An 18383-nucleotide genomic window follows, 5' to 3' on the forward strand; every position below is an offset into this window, starting at 1 on the left:
CTCCCCTGGCACTGATCTGCGCTGATCAGCGCGGGGAGACGGAGTTGGGGAGGCCCACGGGGAGAACTCCCCGCCTCCCCACCCGACTCCCCTTACGAAGCGTCACCACCGGTGGGGTTGCTGTCGCGCTCCTGGATGCCGTCGAGGACGCGGGCGCGGCGGACGGTCATGATGCCGCCGACCTTGCGCGGCTCTGCTCCGACCGCTTCGAGGACGGCGGTGAGGTTGGAGAACGTCCAGCCGCGGTACTCGCGCGGGTTGAGTGCCATCAGCCCGGACAGGACTTCGGTGGAGCGCATCTTGTCCTGCTCGCCGATGACGGTGGCGATGTCGGCGAGGTGGTCGACCGGCACGGCCGGATCGATCGACGAGGCGGTCGTGACGCCCTCGCGCAGCGCCTTGGCCCGCGCCGCGATCTCCTTCGCCTGGTCCTCATCGATGAAGTGCGTGCGGATGGTGACCGACGACTGCCCCGGCGCGAGTTTCACACCGTCGCCCGCGACGACGACCGTGCCCTTGTCCAGGCCCTGGCGCAGCTTGTGCGGGGCGGCGCCGCCGTCGACGGCCTTGGCGCCGAGTGCCATCTTGGCCTGCTCCTCGGTGCCCAGGACCAGCGAGGCGCGGATGTGGGCGCCTTCGCGGATGAGCTTGGGCAGGTTCTCGTTCGTGGGGTCCTGGGTGCCTTCCCACATCACCACGTCGACGGCGCGACCCTGGTTGTGGATCTTACGGACGGCGTTGAAGTACCGGCTGGTGGCCTTCGTTCCGCCGTAGGGCCGCTTGTCGTCGCCGACCGCGGGGCACATGAACGCGACCTGCGCTTCGTCCACGATGAGGATCAGCGGCGGGAAGGTGGTGCCGGGCGGGGCCTGGATGCGGCGTTCCATCTCGGCAACGCCCTCTTCGACCATCTCCGTCACGTCGATGACGTGCTCATCGGTCGGGCCCTCGATCAGCACCGTCGCGACGCCGTCGAACATCCGCCAGTCACCGATGCCCTTCAGGTCACCGATGCGCAGCTCAACGCGCTTGTCCAGCGCCAGCCACAGCGCCAGCGAACGCAGGGATGCGGTCTTGCCCTGGTTCGACAGGCCGGTGATGAGCAGGTGGCGCTGGAACAGGCTGATGGCTGCGGCGTCCCCGCGCAGGTCCTGACCCCAGGGGGCGCGGCCCTTGGCGTAGTCGCCGGTCAGCGTGGTGTCGATGGTGAGCGGGGAGGGGCCGATCGGCTCGTCGAGGGCGCCGGAGTCCGCGATCCACAGCCGCACCGTGCGGGCGGCCTGCGGGATCGTGACGAACACCTCGTGCTCGTGGCGGCCCAGGTTCTCCGCGAGCTTGCGCCGCCTGTTTTGCACCTCGACGGTCGAGACGCCGGAGGGGAGGGTGACGTCGACCTCGACGCCGCACCCGGCGATGGTGATCGGGCCGAGCATGCCGGCGCCCGCGTCCTCCATCTCCTGGATGGACTTGCGCAACGCGGCGATGCCCAGGTCACGCAGGGACTTGACCACGATCGAGGGGGTGATGGGCTCGCCGTCCGTGCTGCGGGCGGACTCCGGCAGGGCCCACGCCGGGGCGGCCTGCCGGGAGCGGCCGATCTGCCACAGGCCCAGCAGCATCAGCCACGGGCCGACCGCGACCAGCGGCCCCCACACCACGGAGGCGATGAACACCGTCCACCGGATCAGGGTGATGGTGGTCATCAACGGCACGACGGTCTCACGGGCGTTGTGTTCGGCGATGGCAAGGACGATCCCGAGGCCGAGCAGTCCGCCCGCGGTGGCGGCGGTGCCGACCAGCGCGGACTTCGCAACCTGCTGCGGGGCCGTGAGCAGGTCCATGCGCCGCTGGTGGCGGGCGGCGCGGAACGCGGCGGCGCGCTGTTCCCACTCCATCGCCACCTCGTGCTGGCCCGCGGCTTCGGCGGTGCGCATCATCCGCTCGTACCGTGCGGTCGTGCGGCCGTCCCACAGCCGCTTCGCGGCGATCACACCACCAGCGGCGACGTACGAACCGTGCCGGACGGCGAGCGTCGCGGCGGTGCGGGTGCGGTCGTGGGTGACGACCACGCGCACCGCCCGCGCACCACGCGCCCACGCCGGCACAGCGGGGCCCGGGTCGCTGCCGGAGGGGATGACGACGCCCTCGATCACACGGGGCGCCGGGGCATCGTCCGGTGGGGTGGGCCGGGGCTTGAGGAGGGTCAGCCGCGGTGGCGCATTGGTGGCGGTCTCCTGCGGCGGGGTGACCGTGTCGGACATGATGGGGCTCTCCTGTCGTCTTCAGGGGCGTGCAGGGGCCCGGGACGGCCGGACTGCTTGGCGGTTGGACGGCCGTCCCGGGGCGGATTCAGCGGTACTTGCGGGTGGCGCGTTCCACGGCGCGGCGGGTCTTGGCGTCCGCGACCGCGAAACGCTTGGCGTCGGCGGTGGCCTGTTTCATCGCGGCCTTCTCCTCCTCGCGCTGCGCGGCCCGGTCAAGGATCTGCTCGACGCGCCGTTCCAGGCGGCCGGTGGACTTGCCCCGGGCCTCGCGCAGCGCGATCCGCGCGGCCAGCGCGGTCACGCGGACGGCCTCGTTGTGGTTCACGTCGTCGCGGTCGTTGATGCGCATCGCTCAGTGCTCCTTCCGGATTCCGGCGACGACGCGTACGACCGCCCACCCGGCGACCGCGGCGAACAGCGCCAGCATCGCCAGGTCGAACGCGATCGCGGTGAGCGCGCCGACGAGCAGCGGGCCGAAGTAGACCCCGGCCGCGACCGCGCCGCTGCCGACACCGGCCCCGAGGGCGAGACGCTGGGCGGTGCGGTCCGGCGGGGCGGTGTGCACGTGCTGCACCACGACCGGGACCCCGGCCGGGCCGTCGAACGGGCTCAGCGGCTGAGGCTGGTAGGTGTCGGGGGTGCGGGGGTTGGGGATGGCGGGCAGGGGGTTGTCGAACCGGTACGGGTCACGGCGCGGAGCCATCGGGACGGGTCCTTTCAGACGTTCGCGGACACCTGCGGGCGGCGGGCGGTCTCAGCCGCCGCAGCGCGCGCCGCGCGGTGGTACTTGGGGGTGTCGCCCTTGCGACGACGCGGCGGCGACGGCCGCTTGCCCGACCCCTTCGCCGACGCCTCGCCGGGGGTGGGCATTTGGGAAGTGACCTGCGGCTTTTCGCCCCGCAGCGGGATCACGTTGCCCAGCTCCGGCAGCAGCAAGCCGCGCTGCGTGGCGGGGGTGGCGAGGGCCGCGTGCAGACGGCGGGCGATCTCCTCACCCGCGGGCACCCGCGACTCGGCGAGCCGGGTGCGGGCGGCGACCGCGGCGCGGTGCAGGCGCGGGGTCATGCCGGGGGTGTCGGTGCCGTGCACGACCGCCCACGCCTGTGCCCACGCCTCCTCCGCCCCGAGCGTGCCGAACGGCGCGGCGGAGACGAGACGGCGCGCGATGCGGGACACGTCACGGTGGTCGCGGCGGCGACGGCGGGCGTGACGGCGACGGTCGCGTTCGGCCGGGTCTCGGACGGCGCAGGTCGCCACCCACTGCCGGATCTCGAACACCAACGGCCCGAGCAACGTCACCGCCGCAAGCCCGAGCCCCGCGGTCGACGCGTCCGCGGCCGACAGGCCATGGGGGTGGTGGAGGGACAAGCCGTAGCCATAGTTGATGGACGCGGCGAACCCGGCGCACACCGCGACCAGGGCCCGCAGCAGCCAGCGCACCCACACCGGGGCCCGGCGCGCGTCGGCGAAGGCGACACCGGCCGCCATCACCCACGCCGCACCCTCCAGCCCCAACGGGACGGGCAGCAGCATCAACGAGATCCCGGCGAAGTGCAGAACCTGCGCCGGAAGCGACGCCAACCCGGACGCGACCACCAGGGCAAGCGTCCCGTTGCGGTAGACGCGCTCCGGCGTCAGCGCCTGGGCCCGCCGCTCAGCGCGTTCCTGACGGTGCGTCGTACGCTCCGTCCGCGCCGCCTGCCGGTCCGCTCGCGCCTGCTCCCGCAGGCGGGCAGCACGCTCATCGGCCAGCCGCTGACGCTCCGCCCGCTGGTGCTCGGTGGCCATCCGGTCGGCCCGGGCCTGCTCCGCCGCTGCGGCCTGATCGGCCCGGCGCTCCTGGCGGTAGGTGCTCATCGGGTCCGCCCCTTCGTGGCCTTGCGGGCCTCCTGGCGGCGCTTGCCGGCCGACGAACGACGCTCCCGACCGGTCGGGTTGAGCCCCACCATGTCCCGCGGGTCACGCGCCACCGGCTCCTGCTGGGCCTGGTTCTGCTCGTCGTGTCCGGGGTCCGGGGTGTGCGGACGGAACCTCATGCCGCGACCCCCTTCACCACGCGCCGCCGGACAGGCGGAACCCTGACCGGCGTCGGGGCGGCCACGGGCGGGGCGAGGCGCAGCAGGTCCGGCATGGTGGCGCCGATGCTCTCGACCGCGAGGCGGGTGGTGCGGTCCACGATGGCGGGGTCGTCGGCGAGGATGTCGGCCGCCGCGTCCAGCCGCGCCGCCCGCTCCTCCTCGCTCTCGCCGTCCTCGCCCAGCCACAGCGCCAGCGGCGTGCCGATGGCGAGTTCGAGGAAGTCGTCAGTGGTCTCGGCCCGATGCGGGCCCACGTAGGTGTGCACGGTGTTCTCCTGTCGGAACCCGCACTCCACACAACGCACCCCGGGCAGGGCCACGTCCCGTGAAGCGCGAGGAAAGTGGGAAGCGGCCCTGCCGGGCCTGGGAAACGAGCGAGGTCAGTGACGGCGGCGCAGCTGGAGCTTGTAGCTCGGCCGCCGCAGGTGCAGCACCGGCTCGTTGGGGAAGTCGGACGCCGCCGCGGTGACGATGGCCTGCGCGATCTCCTGATCCGTCATCGGCCGGTCCACCGTCACGTTGCTGCGCATCTCCAGGGGACGCACCTTGCGCTGCGGGTCGGACACGACGATCGCGAAGGCGTACACGCCCGGCTGGTAGGTAGCCACGAAAGCTCTCCCGAGTAGGTCGAAGGCGCACTCCGGCCAGGTCCGCCCGGCCGGAGCACGAAAGGGCGGAAGGTGGAGTGCGCGCCTAGACGGCGACGATGAGCAGCGCGGCGACCAGCAGCCACAGGTGATGCCACGACTGGTCCAGGGCGTAGGCGCCGGTCCCCAGCGTCGGCGCGTAACCGCCCTCGGCGGTCGCGGGGGCCTTCGGGTGAGCGGGCGTGCCCAGTTCGTAGAACTCGCTGTTGCGGGTGACCTTGGCCAGCCAGGCGAGCGTGCTACGGCGGTCGGCCCACCAGTGCGAGGCCGCGTCGACCGCGAACCCCATCACCAGCCCGATCACGCGCAGGTGCAGCCCGAGCACGCCGGTAACCAGCGCCAGCAACACGGCCTTCGTGAGCGTCAGCGTCGCAACGTGGCGGGCATCGGCGAGACGACCCGGCCAGCCCGGACGGCCCTTGTCCGCCGCCTGACGCGAGGTCTGCACCCAGTGGTCACCCACGCTGTGGGCGACGAACAACGCCGCGAAGACCGTGGCGAACACGGCGGGCGTGCCCATCACCGGCCACCTCGTACGGTGGCGTCGTTCTCGCTGCGGCGGTTGGCCTCCTTGACCTTCTCCGACAGTTCCTTGCGGTCCTGCTCGGTCATACTGAGCAACACAGGTCCTCCTCATCAGGTCCTGTACAGCGGCGCCCAGGGCTTAGGCCCCCTGGGCGCCGCGCTTCGTTTGGATGAAGCAGGGCCTGACGCGCTGCCAGGCCCTGGCGCCCTGGCCGGGAGTCGAACCCGGCCTGCGACCATCAGGGCTGTAGAAACACGGCTTCACCGGCGCATCCGTTGCCACGGGCGCCGATCCCGAGCCGGTCAGTCGGGCGCGTCATCGTCACTGCTCTGACGCCAGCAGGGCGGCCCGCACCGCGCGAGTTCCACATCTGCGTGGAGTCGGTGCGTGTGGCATGTGATGCCGCCGACGACATCACCCGGTCGTCGCGGGGGCGGTCTTCTCATCCCGCCACATGCGTTGGGGCCTGCGCTGTATCTCCCCACGCCCGGTTCGGGCGACGCCTGCCAAGCGCGTAGGGGGAGAGCGGTGTTCATCCCGGCGGTTTGCCCCCAGACCCTCGCCCTGGGCACCTGCCACGACCGCCGCTCTCGCGTCAGCCCCGCATGATCACTGTTCAGTTCTCAAGAAGCACTGCTCATGGCCCATCGGTGAGGCACCGACCAAAGGCCGGAGGGAGTCACGGAGAGATCCCCGCCGGTAGCTCCGGGTTGCCTCGGCATTGATACTGGACCGGTGGACCGGTCCAGTCAACCCAAGAAGGTCGAGCTGGGCCGCCGTGAAGCCAAATATGTGCAGCTCAAGCGCCGTTTTGAGGAAATAAAAAAGCTGGACCGGCGGACCGGTCCAGCTCGTGTCGCGGACTCTACATCGCGTAGGTGTCCACCTGCTCGAAGAGAGCAGCGGGTGTCACACCCTCCTCGCACACAAGAGGACGGCCAGCCTGGTCAAGAGCCGTATGCAGGAGCACGGCCACGGGCGCTTCCTCGGCCAGAGCCAGGTGGTGGGCTTCGGTCTCCGTGGCGAGGCGGACCGTGGTCACGTCTACGCCCTCTACCGGGTAGCGGTCGGTCTGCCGCCGCACGTAGCGGGTAGTCCCCTCGGCGATCGGCGCGGCTTGCGCAAGCCGCGGTGACGCCTCGGCCACGTCAGGCGGGAACCACGCTTCCACGTAGCTGTGAGGACTACCGTCCGGGAGCTGGAGTACGCGAGCGCGTCGCAGCGCAGGAACCCCGGCGTCCATGCGTAGCGCAGCGGCCACGCGCGGCGGGGGCTCCGCCCAGTCCGGGACGCCGATGCGAAGGAAGGGCATGCCGCCGGTCACGCGTGCCGATCCCGCTCGACGCGAACCCGCCGGCCGGGCCACGGGGGTCTCGGTCACAATGAAGCCGGTCCCCTGCCTGGCCACGACCACGCCGTCGCTGCGGAGCACGTCCATCGCCTTGATGGCGGTCGCCCGTGAGACCGACCACTGCTCGGCCAGGTCTCGGCCAGAAGGCACTACTTCGCCGGGCCCGAACTCGCCAGCGGCGATGCGAGCACGCAGCGACTCCGCGATCTCCTCGTACTTCAGCAGGGCCATCGGTTTCCCTCTCTCCACACTGGACTGGTCCACCGGTACACAGGATACTGCCACCATGGTGAAACCCGACTTGGCTCCATCAGTGGCCCGGTTCTACGGCGAGACTGTGGACGAGGGCACCCGGCTGCGTAGCTCGGCAGACGGCCGCCTTGAGCTGGAGCGCACGAAGGAACTCCTCCGTCGCTTCCTCCCGCCGGCGCCAGCGCGCGTGCTGGACGTAGGTGGCGCGACTGGCATCCACGCGGAGTGGCTGGTCGAGGACGGCTACGAAGTAGACCTCGTGGACCCGATCCCCCGCCACGTAGAGCAGGCGTCCGCCATCTGCCGAGCGACGGTGGGTGATGCCCGAGCGCTGGACGCCGCCGACGACACCTACGACGCCGTGCTGCTCCTCGGCCCGCTGTACCACCTGCCCGAGGCTAGTGACCGCCTCCAGGCGCTGGCAGAGGCCCGCCGAACGGTAAAGCCGGGTGGGTTGATCGCCGCGGCGGCGATCAACCGGTATGCCTCACTCTTCGAGCACGTCACCTACGCCCATCTCCACAAGGAGCGCATCCAAGCATCGATCGCCAAAATCCTCAGCACGGCGGTTCACCAGGGGCCCGGCTTTACGTTGGCGTACTTCCACCGAGCGGATGAGCTTGCCGGAGAACTCCGCGAATCGGGACTCAGGGATGTTCAGGTTCTCGGGATCGAGGGCCCGGCGTGGTCCCTCCTAAAGGCTGTCGAGCAACAGCCTGGAGACAGTCCCACCGTTGACCTGGTCGATTCGGTAGCTACCGCTGCCAGGATGGCCGAGCCATACCCTGAACTGCTGGCGGCTAGCTCTCATCTGCTCGCAGTCGGAAAGGTCGCATCCTGAACAATCCGAACAGGCCGATGTAGATACGTGACACACACCACGGGCCGGAATGCTAAAATCTGAAGTTCTCGCGGGCGGGACCCGCCGACCAGACTTAGCGCTACTTCCTGTAGCCCTTCTTTGGCATCTGGACGCGACGCACCGGCATCTCCGACCTTTCTGCAGCAGGAGGCGGCGTGTGAGCCAGGTCATCATCAGGCAGCCATGCCGTTTTAGGCTCAGGCTCCCTGAAAAGGATTGACCGAGCCAGACCGCTAAGAACGGCTCTACCCGCACTATCGCGCAGCAAGTCAATTCTGACGCCACTGCCATAGGGGACGTTAAGCCATTCCCTTACACCTCTAGGTTCAAGAACGTCCACCAAAGCTTCAATAAATGCGTGCGCCTCGAACAAATTAAGCGTCGTAGCGTCATAGGGAACCATTCCCTTCAGCCAGTTGTAATAGGAGCGACGGTAACCGCCAGCCAAATCAGCAGCTTTAGCCGCTGTCACTCCAAGCCAACTCGACATTTCTTCGATAGCTACCAGAGCTTTGTTTTGACGCTCAACGGGGGCTGGCTCGTCAGCTTGGTGCTCAAATGGATCGAGCCGCCGTCGAAGCTCCCTTCGCACTAGCTCGAATGCTTCTGCAGTACCGAAGGTCCAGAGAGGCAACATTTGCCTACCGCCAGACTGGAACGGAGTCAGGTGGGCCGCAATGTCAGCCAGCAGAGAGGGAGCTTCAGACCGACTTTCTTGCATGCTGATGCCAGGTGTCACAGGCCCTTCAAGAGAGCAAGAAAAGCTGTCTTGGACACCTACATATAGGGTGTCTACGTCCAGGATTCCGACGTGCTGGGTTCGCTGGACGGTGATCACGGGGGTCGCGTCGATGGACCAATCCCGTGCATAATTCTCCAGAATATCGGAAACCGTACTCACTCACCCTCCTCACCCAAGTGCTTGCGAAGTTCTAGCGTAGTCCCCATCTCGAATGCGCGCAGAGATAGTTTGTGGAGCGAGTCAACATTTCCCAGCAAGGAGGCTACGTTGAACTCTCGCGAACCAACTTGAGAGCAGTCACTATCGAGAACATACGTCATTTCACTACCGTGACTCGGGTATTTAAAACCGTGACGCACGACGATAGTGTTTCCTTCTGGAGCTGCAACTTCGATTACCTGCATTGCCGCCCGAAGCGTGTCACCCAGACCGCTATATAGACTGCTCTGGTATATATCTTTTCCGATGTAAGCTTCCCAGTCCTGCGGATTTACAACGTCTGGGTGAGTGATTTGATTAACGAAGCGTAGACCGACGCGATGCCGCAAGGTCGGGGAAATCTGCTCGCCGATGGCACGAATCAATGCTTCCAGGCGTTGCCGGAAGCTCACCCACCCCGCGTACAAAGTGGTCTCAATAGCGAAATGGTCTGGTTGGATGTTAACAATCCAGCCGCTATCAGGGGAGCGAAGTTGCCACCCTCGCACAGCGGGCGCCTGAGACGTGGTCATGCCGAACCCTTGCCCAAGGGCGACATTTACGCCTTGCGTCACACTTTCACTCAGCTCTGTAGGCCAACCGAGCGCTTCCTTGATTCTTAGCGCACGACTCGCCTCGCTAGCCGCATACTCAGTCTCGTGACGCACCTGGCACACCACCAAGGCGAGTGGAGGATTCCTCAGCCGACGGTCCCGGGGTTCGTCTGTCAACCAGCTCATACCCACCTCGGTTGCGTAGCGCTCACTTGACCCTACTCAGGAGTAACTTTCACAGACTTACACACCTTGACTGTGGCCTGCGCTACGCCCGTTGTCAACCAAACTGACCTGAAGGGTCGTTACAGTCCGCTGTCGAGGCGATTACTCGTTGCTGAACTTGCCATGTGGGCTGTCCAGAGGCGTGAGCTTGCGGTACTCACTCACCGGCAGTTCGTCTAGGCGCTCGAAGCGAGGACCAATGATCGTCATGCCTCCACCGGAGGCGGAGGCACCCTCGCGAAGATGTTCTACCGTCTCTCTCCACCACTGCTGGACCGGATCACTCGGCATGCAGTCTTGCGAGAGCAGGACAATCGCCACCCGCCTGGGATCCAAGCGGCTGTCAACCTCGACTGCCCACTCGGGGATCTCCTGATCGAGCCTGTCGGCGAGGGCCCTCTGCCTTTTGCGGAGTTCGCCCAGCCTCTTCCGTGTCGGCAGAAGAACGTGCTCGATGAACCGCCGCCCCATCGCTGGGCGCTGCCTCTGCCTGGCCACAGCCAGGCCAACGATCTCTTGCTCGCGTTCGGTCGCCCAGCCCCGCAGTCTCTCCTGCCCGGCCAGCCAGGTCTTCTCAACTGGGTACTCGATACGTAGATCAGCCGCCCAGAGGCCTGGCCTAGCATCCGACAGCAGGGGCACGTGTAGTAGATATCCGAACTTATTTCCCTTAAGCAGCTTTTGATCGCCTGGATCCAGGTCAGACAGGTCGACAATGGGAGCAACCTGCACAAACGGCTTTTTGGGTACAGGAGCATCCTGCTCCGCCAGGTCGCACGTCCCCGAAGTTACGAGAGCCCAGGGCGGAAGGTCTTCAGGGTTCACCATCACGGCCATCGCCACGTCGGAGTCTCCCGCGTAGCTGGTACTTGTGCGGGTGATGGGGGCGTACGGGGCACCATGGAAGACGAAGTCGGGGCATCCTACGACGTCACCTTGGACGAACGGATCCAAAGCCGCCAGGACCCCGTGGGGCCAGTCTTCGCGTGAAGCTGGCAACCCATCGTCAACGAAGCTGCCCAAGGTGTCTCCCCTTGCCTCCCGCCGGTGTTGCCAGCTTCGTCGACAAGTGCTAGGTCGACAAGGCTTGGTAAGTAACGATAGATCAGATGATGCGCCATGTTGAGCGGACCAGATGGGTTAGGTTCGCCTGAGCCGCGTAGCCCAGGACACCAGTGACGAGTGCATTCCGCGGGGCGCAGCTCGCTGTACAGATCCTGTCTCCCCGGAGGGGGTCCACTTCATGGACCAGGCGTGGCCCAACACAGTCGGCAGACTGGCCAACCGTAAGTTCACCGCAGGTCAGGCGCCCCTAGCTCCAGACGTGAGCACTCCCTTGAAAACTGTCGTGGCGGCAACGCCACCGTGGGTTCAAATCCCACACCCTCCGCAGGTGAACGGCCCCTGACCAGCAGTCTGGTCGGGGGCCGTCGGCGTGCTGTGGCTCCGGCGTGATCCCAGTCCCCGGTGGTTGCCGGTCGATCGGGCACGCTGGGAGCACGCCTTCGTTCTCGGCGTCACAGCACCAGAAGGCCGATCGTGATCAAGGCCAGGCCGAAGAGCGGCCCGCACCGGAAGAGCCACGTCGGGAGGGGTCTGTAGGCAACCCCTAGCGGTCCGGTCTTGAGGCGCGACTCCAGTCGGGAGTTGATCCTGCCTACGTCCAGGACGAGGACCAGGCAAAGGGTGACGGCCAGCCCATAAAAGATCAGCGGGGCGTAGTCGCCGGTCCGCACAGCCTGCAGCATGTGTCCCCCTCAGAAGTGTTCCGAGGGGATCTTCCTCCAGGGGTAAACCACCGGCAAGGGGGGCAGTTCGAGCCTCCGGCAGGAACCACAGCCGCCCCCTGCGGCCATCCCGGCTACCGAGGTCACCGGGGCCGTGCGCCGCATCAGCCTGAGCAGGACATCAGGCGCACGGGACAGCGCGGCCCCCGTGTCGGCCGGGACCGCGCACGGGTGGTGAGTTGTTCCTTCCCGCACCGTGACATCGCGTGCCCGGCTCTGGCGGAGCGGCGGCCAGCCGAGCGCGTCAGTCCCTCGCGCGGTGGGCCAGGACGTAGCAGCGCTGGGTCTCGGCCTCCTGAGGGGCCGGGGCGCGTTGCATCGTGGCGGTGACCGTGAAGCCCGCCTCGCGCAGCGGGGCGAGGACCGCCTCCGGCTGGTGGAAGTGAAAGTCCACGTCCACCTCGTGGCCCCACCATTCGGTCAGGTGGCGGATCTCGGTGCCGACGTGGAACGCGAGCAGCAGCGGTGCGCCGGGACGCAGCACGCGGCGGAACTCCGCGAAGGCGGTGGGCAGTTCGGCAGGTTCGAGGTGGATGACGGAGTACAGCGCGACGGCCGCCCCGAACTCGCCTTCCCGCGCGGGCAGTTCCAGCAGGTCGCCCTCGCGGAACTCGCACGCCGGATGTGCCCGCCGGGCCGTCGCCACCATCGCGGGGGACAGGTCGATCCCGACGACCGCCCGCACGCCGTGCTCCGCGAGCCAGCCGGCCACGTGCCCCGGCCCGCACCCGAGGTCCGCCACCGGTGCGTCCGCGACCGCCTGCTCGACCACCGCCGCCAGCAGCGCCCGGTCCAGCGGCTTGTACGCCAACTCCCCGCCGATCCGCGCGAGATACTCCCCCACCACCACGTCATAACTCCGCCGCGCCCGAACGTGGTTGTCGGCAGTCCCCACACGGGAAGCCTGCCACGCCTCCGACTCATCCACGCAGTTCGATCACGGTGCACTCGTTCAGCCGCCGGACCAGCTGAAAAGCACGTACCCATCGGACCGCGGGATCGGTGTACGCGACGGTGACACCTTCGGGCTCCGGAACGGGCCCCCGGCCGGTCGGACGGTAGCGGATGCCGTGCACGCCGTGGACGACACTGCGCCGGACCCGGACAGCGACGAACTGCCCGCGCAGATGGGGGCAGCGCCGAACGGACTCCGTCGCGCAGGGAACGCAGACCGGCGGATGCGTCGCCCCCAGGTCCTCCGGCCAGGTGGACGTCACGCCACGGTCGTCCTTCAGCAGCCAGAGAGCGCCCTCCTCCGTCCTGTCAGCGGCGTTACCGCACACCTGACACAGCATGAGGCGCATCGCCCGCCGCTGCCTCGCCGGGTGGACACGCCCGAGCTCCGGCTTGCCAACCCCACGGCGGATCGCACTGCGCGTCCAGAGCACGCCGTGGGCGTCCCGGTCGTACGGCTGCTCGTCGGCGTAACCGATGCCGTACGGCCCACCGACGACCCGCGCCCTGGGCCCGCGTTCAGCGCTCCAAGCCGCGATGTACGGCACGACCGGCACGTTCGTCCGGCTCTTCACCTGCTGGCTCACGGAAACCCCCCTTGCCAACATCTCTAGAGATGCAGTGAATGCCATCATCTCTAGAGATGTCAAGTGGCGAGATCCGACGTCGGCGACCGCGCCCGGGTCGAGTCGGTCGACACAACTAAGCTGCCTTCAAAGGACGAGGAGAGGCGCATGCCCAGCACGGAAGCCGGTCGGCCCAGGCCCAAGTACCAGCGGATCGCCGACGCGCTGAAGGGTGCCATCGAGGCCGGGGAGTACGCGCCCGGCGACCGGTTGCCCGGGGAGAACGAGCTGATGGCCTCCTACGGCGTCGCCCGGATGACCGCGCGGCAGGCGCTCGGGGTGCTGCGCAACGAGGGGATCGCGGAGGCCCGCAAGGGCTCCGGCGTCTTCGTGCGCGACTTCCGGCCGCTGCGGCGGCTCGGCGTCCAGCGGCTGGCGCGGGAGGGGTGGTCGTCCGGGCGGTCCGTGTGGACGGCCGATCTCGGCGATCGCCAACTGGTCGTCGACCAGGTCGAGGTGGGCACCGGCGTCGCGCCCCAACGCGTCGCCGAGGTGACCGGGCAGGACGTCCTCGTACGCGCACGACGTTTCGTGCTGGACGGGAAGCCCGTGCTGCTCGCGACCTCCTACCTGCCCGCCGCTCTCGTCGCCGGATCCGCCGTCACCCGTGAGGACCCTGGTCCTGGCGGGATCTACGCCCGTCTCGCCGAACTCGGCCACGCGCCTGTCCGGTTCCGCGAGGAGGTGCGGTCCCGGATGCCGTCGCACGAAGAAGCGGACGCCCTCGGCCTCGCCGACGGAACACCCGTCATCCTCATCTGCCGTACCGCCTACGCCACCGAGGACCGCGTGGTCGAGGTCAACGAGATGGTGCTCGATTCGGCCGCCTACGTGCTGGAGTACGACTTCGACGCATGACCCGGCGTCTGAGCGCATCCCTTCACACCGCTTCCCGCGTCACTACTGTGGAACCCGGGTCAACCAGGAACGCGGGAAACGGTGGAAGGCGGGCGGCGGCGTGAAGTATCTGGTGCGCGAGAAGATGTTCTCGATCGGGGACGACTTCTGGATCGAGGACGAGCACGGGAACAAGGCCTTCTACGTCGACGGGAAGGTGCTGCGGCTGCGGGAGACGCTCGTCGTGCAGGACCCGCACGGGCGCGAGCTGGCCGTCATCCACAAGAAGGTGATCAGTGTCCGCGACGCGATGACCGTCGAGCGGGACGGCGAGGTCCTGGTCACCGTGCGCAAGAAGCTCTTCACGCCGTTCCACGACTCCTACCGCGCGGAACTGGCCTCCGGTGACGAGCTGGAGATCCGCGGCGACATCATCGACAAGGAGTACGACATCGAATACGGGGACGAGCGCCTCGCGCGCATCTCCCGCAAGTGGTTCCGGCTGCGCGACACCTACGCGATCCACGTCGACCGCGACGACGCGGACCCCGCCATGCTCATCGCCATCGCGGTCTGCGTCGACCGCCTCGTCGAGCACGAGCACGAGAAGCACGAACGCGAGCGCGAGAACCACGAACGCTGAGGACGCGGCCGACTCGACTGCGCGGAATCACGCGAACGTCAGGCGCAGGTGGTCGCTCACCCGGGCCGTCTGCGCCGCCGCGCCGCGCAGGCCCAGGTAGCCGTCGGGACGCACGACGAACGCCTCGCCGCCGAACGCCCCGTACGCCTCGCGGAATCCACCGGAGGCGTCCCGCAGCGTGGGCGGCGGTACCTCCCGCGCCGTCCACCGCGTCCCCGGCGCCAGCACCGCGAGGACGTCCACCTCACCGTGCGCCGCCTCCCGCGCCGCCGTGGCACAGGCGGCCAGGTCCGGCGTCTGCGCGTCGGCGTCCGCGTACAGCAGCACCACGTGCCGCATCCCGTCCAGCACGTCGAACAACCGCAGCGGGAACGTCATCACGTCGCGTTCCAGCCCGCCGCAGTCCGGTACGCGTTCACCCGGCGCCGGCGAAGAACCGCCATCGGGGCTGACGATCGGGCTGTCGGGATATCCGACGAGCAGCTGGGCCTCTCGCCTGATGATCGTGGAGACGTCGTTGGGGTCCGCCTCGAAGCCGGCCCTGGCGTGCCGCACGGTCCGTCCGACGACCTCCTCGCCGACCGGCCGCCGTTCCGCGTCGTACGAGGCGACCAGTCCCTCGCCGGCCTTCCCGCCGATCGCCAGCGCCAGCTTCCAGGCGAGGTTGTACGCGTCCTGGATGCCGGTGTTCATGCCCTGCGCGCCGGTCGGCGGGTGGATGTGCGCCGCGTCGCCCGCGACCATCACGCGGCCGTCCGCGTAACGGTCGACGATGCGGTGGCTGATGCGGAAGACCGACGACCAGCGCAGGGCGGAGGCCGTCGTGGGTTGCGGGGCCAGGCGGTCCAGCACGGCCTGGATGTGCTGGAGCCCGGGCGTACGGCCCGCCTCCAGGCCGTGCGCGACGCCGTCGTCCGCTGCGCCCCCGGCCCCCGCCGCCGACAGCTCCGGCGGCACCAGCATCGACATCCGGTAGCGGTTGCGGCCCGGCAGCGGGATGCACACCAGCAAGTCGTCAGTACTGCCGTCGTCGGTCTGGTGCAGGGACCGCACGCCGTAGCCGCGCGGCATGTCCCAGTCCACCTCGACGTCCCCGAGCATGTACTCCTCGGGGAACGCGTCACCTTCGAAGGTCAGCCCGAGCCCCTTGCGCACGATGCTGTGCGCACCGTCGCAACCGACCAGATAGCGTGCGGTGACCTCCCGCTCCGTGCCCGAGGCCTCCCGCAGCCGCGCCGTCACGCGGTCGGGGTCCTGCTCGAACGACAGCAGTTCCGTGCCGCGTTCCACCTGCGCGCCCAGATCCGCCAGGTGCTCGGCCAGCACGCGTTCCGTCTCGTACTGCGGCAGCGAGGCGAAGCCGTACGGGATGTCGGGCGGCAGCGTGAGCTCCAGCCGGGCCGCCTGCTCGCCGTTGACGTACAGCAGCTGGCCGAACATCGGCACCGCCGCGTCCAGCGCGCGCCGCAGGATGCCCATCGCCGCCCAGATCTCCAGCGTCCGGGGCTGCACCCCGACCGCCTTCGCGTACGGCTTGCGCTCGGTGAGCCGGTCGACGAGGCGGCACTCCACGCCCCTGCGGCACAGCTCCGCCGCCGCGGTCAGGCCGACCGGCCCGGCGCCCACCACCAGGACATCGACGTCTGTGTCGGACATGGCACGCCACCTCCGTCCTTCCAGCGCAGCACAGACGGGGAGGTTTGTCGAAGCGGCAGGCGCCCTCGTGAGCGGTGAGGGGCGCCTTCCGGGGCGGGGCGCCTTCCGGGCGGGGCCTTCGTGCGCGGGGAAGGCCGCGGGGCCGCTACGCTTCCGGCCTCTTCGGGGCCGGCAGGCCCAGGACGCGGTCGCGCAGGACCGGGAAGTCCGCCCTGGTGCGCTCCACCCGCGCCGGGTCCAGCTCGACGGTGAGGACCTGCTCGCCGGTGCCGGCCTCGGCAATCACCTCGCCCCACGGGTCCACGACGACGCTGTGGCCGGCCTGCTCGACGCCCGCGTGGGTGCCGGCCGAGCAGCAGGCCAGTACGTACGCCTGCGACTCGACCGCGCGCGCCCGGGCCAGCAGCGACCAGTGCTCGCGCCGCCGTGCGGGCCAGCCCGCGCTGACCACGACCGCCTGCGCGCCCGCGTCCACCAGGAGCCGGAACTGCTCGGGGAAGCGCAGGTCGTAGCAGGTGGTCAGGCCCAGGGTGAGGTCAGGACCGGGCAGGCGGGCGGTGACGATGTCCTCTCCCGCCGACATCAGCGCCGCCTCGCCCCGGTCGAAGCCGAAGCGGTGGATCTTGCGGTAGACGCGGCGCAGTTCGCCGTCCGGCGCGAAGAGCAGCGCGGTGTTGTAGAGGGCGTCGCCGCGCTCCGCCGCGCGCTCCACGATCGACCCCGCGTGCAACCACACGCCCGCGTCGCGCGCCGCCGCGCTCATCGCCGCCGCCGTCGGGCCGTCGAGCGGTTCCGCGCCCGGCGCGAAGTCGTCGTAGGCGAACGCCCCGACCGTCCACAGTTCCGGCAGCACCACGAGGTCGGCACCCACCTGGCCGCGTACCAGCCCGGCCGCTCTGGCGCGGCGCGAATCGACCGACTCGTCCGGCTTGACGTCGATCTGGATGAGGGATGCGCGCACGGTACCACCGCCCATGAGTCGAGCCTGCTTCTTCGAAGCCTACGATCGTCACACGAAAGCACTGCCATGGTGCCTGCCCACAGCGTAATTTGGGCGCACACCGCCACCTACGAAGCACCGTCGTACTCACGTACCCACGTACCACCGCAAGCCGCCCCGCCCGCCACACCGCAGTCCGCAACACCGCACAGTCCGCCACATCGCAGTCCGCCACATCGTCGTCTCAGCGCCGCGACCGAGCACCGATCCGTTCGAGGGGTCCCGTGACCGTCCACAGCAAGCTCCAGCCCTACATCGATGCCTGGACCCACTCCATCGAAGCGATATCCGAGTTGGTGACCCCGCTCAGCGAGGGCGAGTGGAACCGGGCGACAGAGTGCCCCGGCTGGTCGGTGCGTGACGTGGTGTCACACGTCATCGGCTTTGAGTGCGAGGCGCTGGGCGACCCGCGCCCGATCCACTCGCTGCCGCGCGACCTGTACCACGTCACGGACGAGTTCAGCCGCTACTGCGAGGTCCAGGTCGACGTCCGCCGCTGCCACACCGCGCCCGAGATGACCTCCGAACTGGAGTACACGATCATCCGGCGCTCCCGTCAGCTGCGCAACGAGACCCGGGCACCGGAGACGACCGTGCGCGGCCTGATGGGCCGTGAGGTCACGCTGGAACTCCAGCTGAGGATGCGTGCGTTCGACGTGTGGGTGCACGAGCAGGACCTGCGCCGGGCCCTCGACCGCCCCGGCAACCCCGACTCGCCCGGCGCGCTGGTCACCCGCGACTTCCTGCTGCCCCAGCTGCCCAAGGTGGTCGCCAAGGAGGCGGGCGCGCCGGCGGGTTCTGCGGTCGTCTTCGACGTGCACGGGCCGGTCGAGTTCATGCGGACGGTACGGGTCGACGCGGAGGGCCACGGGACGATCGACGGCAGCGTGTCGCTGGGGCCCGCGGTGACGCTGGCGATGGACTGGGAGACGTTCGTACGGCTGGCGTGCGGCCGGGTGCGCGGGGAGGCGGTCGCCGACCTGGTGAAGACGGAGGGCGACCAGGAGCTGGCGGCGGCGATCCTCGGCAAGATGGCGGTCACGCCGTAACGCGGTCGCCTGTCGGGGCGCCGGACGGGGCAGGGGTGCCGGGGGGGGAAGGGTGCGCCACGCCACGCCCCCGCGCGCCAGTGCCCGCCCCAGTACGGCGCCACGCCCCTGTACGGCGCCACGCCCCCCGTA

The 18383-nt window shown here is 69.0% G+C and carries 21 protein-coding genes; 4 read left to right on the forward strand and 17 right to left on the reverse strand.

The genetic code is table 11. The annotated features are described in order from the left end of the window. Positions 1-92: 92 nt before the first annotated feature. The 9 genes from CK485_RS27860 to CK485_RS27900 all read right to left on the reverse strand — a co-directional run bounded on the left by CK485_RS27860 (position 93) and on the right by CK485_RS27900 (position 7097). Positions 93-2261 (reverse strand): ATP-binding protein, encoded by a 2169-nt coding sequence (locus CK485_RS27860; protein WP_241968651.1) that lies wholly within the window; start codon positions 2259-2261, stop codon positions 93-95. Positions 2262-2349: 88 nt separating this feature from the next. After that, complete coding sequence (locus CK485_RS27865) at positions 2350-2613, reverse strand: hypothetical protein (protein WP_109454681.1); 264 nt, start codon at positions 2611-2613, stop codon at positions 2350-2352. Positions 2614-2616: 3 nt separating this feature from the next. Further along, positions 2617-2967, reverse strand: a complete 351-nt coding sequence (locus CK485_RS27870) for a DUF6251 family protein (RefSeq protein ID WP_109454682.1) — start codon at positions 2965-2967, stop codon at positions 2617-2619. Positions 2968-2981: 14 nt separating this feature from the next. Further along, positions 2982-4121 carry a hypothetical protein gene (locus CK485_RS27875; RefSeq protein WP_109454683.1) on the reverse strand — a complete coding sequence of 380 codons (1140 nt, stop codon included), beginning with the start codon at positions 4119-4121 and terminating at the stop codon, positions 2982-2984. Next, positions 4118-4300 carry a hypothetical protein gene (locus CK485_RS27880; protein WP_109454684.1) on the reverse strand — a complete coding sequence of 61 codons (183 nt, stop codon included), beginning with the start codon at positions 4298-4300 and terminating at the stop codon, positions 4118-4120. The genes CK485_RS27875 and CK485_RS27880 overlap by 4 nt, the downstream gene beginning before the upstream one ends. Then, positions 4297-4608, reverse strand: a complete 312-nt coding sequence (locus tag CK485_RS27885) for a hypothetical protein (RefSeq protein ID WP_109454685.1) — start codon at positions 4606-4608, stop codon at positions 4297-4299. Before CK485_RS27885 ends, CK485_RS27880 begins: the two co-directional genes overlap by 4 nt. A gap of 114 nt (positions 4609-4722) precedes the next feature. Further along, positions 4723-4950 (reverse strand): hypothetical protein, encoded by a 228-nt coding sequence (locus CK485_RS27890; protein WP_109454686.1) that lies wholly within the window; start codon positions 4948-4950, stop codon positions 4723-4725. A gap of 85 nt (positions 4951-5035) precedes the next feature. Then, entirely contained in the window at positions 5036-5509 is a 474-nt protein-coding gene (locus CK485_RS27895; protein WP_109454687.1) for a DUF3307 domain-containing protein, read from the reverse strand. 871 nt (positions 5510-6380) lie between these two features. Further along, on the reverse strand, positions 6381-7097 hold the full coding sequence (locus CK485_RS27900; RefSeq protein WP_109454688.1) for a GntR family transcriptional regulator: 717 nt from the start codon (positions 7095-7097) through the stop codon (positions 6381-6383). 55 nt (positions 7098-7152) lie between these two features. Here CK485_RS27900 and CK485_RS27905 point away from each other — a divergent pair, with 55 nt between their 5' ends. After that, the gene (locus CK485_RS27905; RefSeq protein ID WP_109454689.1) at positions 7153-7959 is read left to right on the forward strand and encodes a class I SAM-dependent methyltransferase; all 807 of its coding nucleotides are present in this window, start codon (positions 7153-7155) and stop codon (positions 7957-7959) included. Positions 7960-8059: 100 nt separating this feature from the next. Here the strand turns inward: CK485_RS27905 and CK485_RS28590 are convergent, their stop codons facing one another. From CK485_RS28590 to CK485_RS27930, 6 genes are all read right to left on the reverse strand, one after another. Beyond that, the gene (locus CK485_RS28590) at positions 8060-8881 is read right to left on the reverse strand and encodes a hypothetical protein (protein WP_146214593.1); all 822 of its coding nucleotides are present in this window, start codon (positions 8879-8881) and stop codon (positions 8060-8062) included. Further along, positions 8878-9660 (reverse strand): TIGR04255 family protein, encoded by a 783-nt coding sequence (locus CK485_RS27910; protein WP_109454690.1) that lies wholly within the window; start codon positions 9658-9660, stop codon positions 8878-8880. Before CK485_RS27910 ends, CK485_RS28590 begins: the two co-directional genes overlap by 4 nt. 141 nt (positions 9661-9801) lie before the next feature. Beyond that, entirely contained in the window at positions 9802-10542 is a 741-nt protein-coding gene (locus tag CK485_RS27915) for a hypothetical protein (protein WP_146214594.1), read from the reverse strand. 674 nt (positions 10543-11216) lie between these two features. Then, a complete protein-coding gene (locus CK485_RS27920; RefSeq protein WP_109454692.1) occupies positions 11217-11447 on the reverse strand; it encodes a hypothetical protein in 231 nt (76 codons plus the stop codon). Between the two features lie 283 nt (positions 11448-11730). Continuing rightward, complete coding sequence (locus CK485_RS27925; protein ID WP_241968652.1) at positions 11731-12330, reverse strand: class I SAM-dependent methyltransferase; 600 nt, start codon at positions 12328-12330, stop codon at positions 11731-11733. Between the two features lie 76 nt (positions 12331-12406). After that, positions 12407-13075, reverse strand: coding sequence for a hypothetical protein (locus tag CK485_RS27930; RefSeq protein ID WP_241968653.1), 669 nt, complete (start codon positions 13073-13075; stop codon positions 12407-12409). Positions 13076-13174: 99 nt separating this feature from the next. Here CK485_RS27930 and CK485_RS27935 point away from each other — a divergent pair, with 99 nt between their 5' ends. Both CK485_RS27935 and CK485_RS27940 read left to right on the forward strand, forming a co-directional pair. After that, positions 13175-13924 carry a GntR family transcriptional regulator gene (locus CK485_RS27935; RefSeq protein WP_109454695.1) on the forward strand — a complete coding sequence of 250 codons (750 nt, stop codon included), beginning with the start codon at positions 13175-13177 and terminating at the stop codon, positions 13922-13924. Positions 13925-14024: 100 nt separating this feature from the next. After that, a complete protein-coding gene (locus tag CK485_RS27940) occupies positions 14025-14546 on the forward strand; it encodes an LURP-one-related family protein (RefSeq protein WP_109454696.1) in 522 nt (173 codons plus the stop codon). A 27-nt stretch (positions 14547-14573) separates the two neighbouring features. On the opposite strand, the gene CK485_RS27945 is transcribed toward CK485_RS27940, so the two are convergent. After that, on the reverse strand, positions 14574-16202 hold the full coding sequence (locus CK485_RS27945; protein ID WP_109454697.1) for an FAD-dependent monooxygenase: 1629 nt from the start codon (positions 16200-16202) through the stop codon (positions 14574-14576). A 145-nt stretch (positions 16203-16347) separates the two neighbouring features. After that, positions 16348-17163, reverse strand: a complete 816-nt coding sequence (locus CK485_RS27950; RefSeq protein WP_109454806.1) for a carbon-nitrogen family hydrolase — start codon at positions 17161-17163, stop codon at positions 16348-16350. 263 nt (positions 17164-17426) lie between these two features. On the opposite strand from CK485_RS27950, the gene CK485_RS27955 reads away from it, so the two are divergent. Beyond that, entirely contained in the window at positions 17427-18251 is an 825-nt protein-coding gene (locus CK485_RS27955) for a maleylpyruvate isomerase family mycothiol-dependent enzyme (RefSeq protein ID WP_109454698.1), read from the forward strand. The last annotated feature ends 132 nt before the right edge of the window (positions 18252-18383 follow it).

The sequence above is a fragment of the Streptomyces sp. ICBB 8177 genome (genome assembly GCF_003144095.1).
GTDB lineage: Bacteria > Actinomycetota > Actinomycetes > Streptomycetales > Streptomycetaceae > Streptantibioticus_D.

Excerpts from the sequence above, each read along its gene's own strand:
- CK485_RS27860 (WP_241968651.1), bottom strand. The coding sequence starts at position 2,261 with ATGTCCGACACGGTCACCCCGCCGCAGGAGACCGCCACCAATGCGCCA.
- CK485_RS27865 (WP_109454681.1), bottom strand. The coding sequence starts at position 2,613 with ATGCGCATCAACGACCGCGACGACGTGAACCACAACGAGGCCGTCCGC.
- CK485_RS27870 (WP_109454682.1), bottom strand. The coding sequence starts at position 2,967 with ATGGCTCCGCGCCGTGACCCGTACCGGTTCGACAACCCCCTGCCCGCC.
- CK485_RS27875 (WP_109454683.1), bottom strand. The coding sequence starts at position 4,121 with ATGAGCACCTACCGCCAGGAGCGCCGGGCCGATCAGGCCGCAGCGGCG.
- CK485_RS27880 (WP_109454684.1), bottom strand. The coding sequence starts at position 4,300 with ATGAGGTTCCGTCCGCACACCCCGGACCCCGGACACGACGAGCAGAAC.
- CK485_RS27895 (WP_109454687.1), bottom strand. The coding sequence starts at position 5,509 with ATGGGCACGCCCGCCGTGTTCGCCACGGTCTTCGCGGCGTTGTTCGTC.
- CK485_RS27900 (WP_109454688.1), bottom strand. The coding sequence starts at position 7,097 with ATGGCCCTGCTGAAGTACGAGGAGATCGCGGAGTCGCTGCGTGCTCGC.
- CK485_RS27905 (WP_109454689.1), top strand. The coding sequence starts at position 7,153 with ATGGTGAAACCCGACTTGGCTCCATCAGTGGCCCGGTTCTACGGCGAG.
- CK485_RS27910 (WP_109454690.1), bottom strand. The coding sequence starts at position 9,660 with ATGAGCTGGTTGACAGACGAACCCCGGGACCGTCGGCTGAGGAATCCT.
- CK485_RS27920 (WP_109454692.1), bottom strand. The coding sequence starts at position 11,447 with ATGCTGCAGGCTGTGCGGACCGGCGACTACGCCCCGCTGATCTTTTAT.
- CK485_RS27930 (WP_241968653.1), bottom strand. The coding sequence starts at position 13,075 with ATGATGGCATTCACTGCATCTCTAGAGATGTTGGCAAGGGGGGTTTCC.
- CK485_RS27935 (WP_109454695.1), top strand. The coding sequence starts at position 13,175 with ATGCCCAGCACGGAAGCCGGTCGGCCCAGGCCCAAGTACCAGCGGATC.
- CK485_RS27945 (WP_109454697.1), bottom strand. The coding sequence starts at position 16,202 with ATGTCCGACACAGACGTCGATGTCCTGGTGGTGGGCGCCGGGCCGGTC.